We start from the raw sequence: 1,968 nt of genomic DNA, 5'->3' as shown, positions 1-1,968 counted from the left end.
TTTTTGATTACTTCGTGAGAAGTAATTTCGAATAACTTAATCTCTGTGAGTGTCCACACAGATTTGCTTGTCATATTGTTAAAGAGCGTGCCACTTCTATCAAGGCTAAGCCTTTCAAAATGGCGCCTTAGACGCTTAGGTCGTTTGGCTGAGGAGGCGTATTCTACACTCTCCAGTGTCGGCGTCAAGCGCTTATTTTAAGAAGTATTTCAAGCGATGATTTCTTAATCAGAAGTCAAAACCCGAAGCTCTTAAAGCGATTGTCACCTGAGGCTAATTTCCGTAGAAGTTAATCTCTCACCTCTTTGTTAAGAGAGGTACTGATTGCGCTGCAAGTCCCGTGCTACCTAAGCTTTCGTTTAGCTAGTTGGCCTGCTGTGCCGTGTCAGTGGATGCGCATTATAGGGAGTTCTCGCAGTAGCGCAAGGGCCCTTTTCAATAAAATTAGCTTTTTCGAATCAAACGAATAGTTATCAAACGATACGTATAAAAATAGGGCTAAAAAGGCGAGTTACCAGCTAATGAATAGTGAACATGAAACCCAATAGTCACTAGCCTAAATCCTACAAGATCAGTTTTTCAACTATTTGAAGCGTCTGGCCTTGATGCTACAAGGAGACTCACAACTAAAAATAATACAATATTATGCCTCGCAATCTCGATTTCTCGCTCAAGGTTGATCGGCGACACAACACAATTGCCCTGCATATAAGGCAAAGAATACTGATGTGAGGTTGTCAATTTACTCCCAACGCTAATTAATCAAACTTCTCTTATAGAAAAGCATCACTTATTGCTGATTTTTATATTAAACATCTTCAATAAAGACGCTCCATCTTAATCAATTAGTCATTCCTCTCGGCCACTTTCCTTTTATATAGGTATTCTGCCCCCTTTCTTGGCTATAAATTTCAAATCTACAGCTAACCTAAAAGCTGTATTCTCCGTATTTATCGACAGCACCTATCAGCTACCGCTTAAAATTATTTAGCACAGCCCCCTTTAGGCATCAAAATATTGCTTTATCACTACGATTAAATAGATAGCTAATAGCGATGCCACCAGGCAAATTGATATAGAAGGGGCTCCAAATCAACTAAACCTAGATGAACTACAAGCACAGGCAAGGTTTTCATTGATGAGTAATCAGGTGATAGCGAGAAATGACCACTTCGGTTAGTGCTATGAGCACAAAAGCAGGAAAAGTCACATTGATTTGATGAAGTTCGTTGAGATCTTGTAGCGCGTAGCAATAGTGACGGTCAATATTGAAGCAGAGGTTATCGGCCTATGTCAGCTTATTTTCATGAAAAGACTCATTCGAGCGAGTTAAACTAAGGCTATCATCTAAAAAATGACAGCATTTTTGATGCTGTGATGCCTATAAAAGGCAGGATTTTACACAAATGACAGACGTAAAAAAGCCCGCTACATCGTAGCGGGCTTTCTCACTTCTCTTTCGAGAATAAATAAGCGCCTGGAAATGACCTACGACCCACATGGATGTGGGAAGTGTCGATTATGCAGGAGCATATAATCGCCCTCGATTCGCGCAGCGAACACATGAGGGCGAAGAGGTTGCGCTTAAGGTACGAAGTACATTGCAATCTTGTAGCGCGTAGCAGCTTTGCTGCAAGCTGGAGAACCCGCTCAGCGGCGGGTTGACGTAGGGGGTAGGCATTTATGCCTACTTTAAGTGAAGCAGTCACCTTAACGGGTAGCTGTATTCTAGATAAGTTAGCGTTCTGTATTTTTACAAACGCCAAACGCCAAACGCAAAAAAGCCACCTTAATAAGGTGGCTTCTTCACTTAATTTAAAGCCTGGAAATGACCTACTCTCACATGGGGAGACCCCACACTACCATCGGCGATACTGCGTTTCACTTCTGAGTTCGGAATGGATTCAGGTGGTGCCACAGCTCTATGGTTTCCAGACAAATTGGGTAAATTTAGAAAGCTGGACTCGC

General features: G+C 42.0%; 1 rRNA gene. It reads right to left on the bottom strand.

The window, feature by feature from the left end:
* Positions 1 to 1,820: 1,820 nt before the first annotated feature.
* Positions 1,821 to 1,936 (bottom strand): 5S ribosomal RNA (gene rrf / locus K5Q73_RS21205).
* Between the last annotated feature and the right edge of the window lie 32 nt (positions 1,937 to 1,968).

Source organism: Shewanella sp. MBTL60-112-B2, from assembly GCF_019655055.1.
In the GTDB taxonomy this organism is placed as follows: domain Bacteria; phylum Pseudomonadota; class Gammaproteobacteria; order Enterobacterales; family Shewanellaceae; genus Shewanella.
This window is presented reverse-complemented; position numbering and strand designations above follow the sequence as displayed.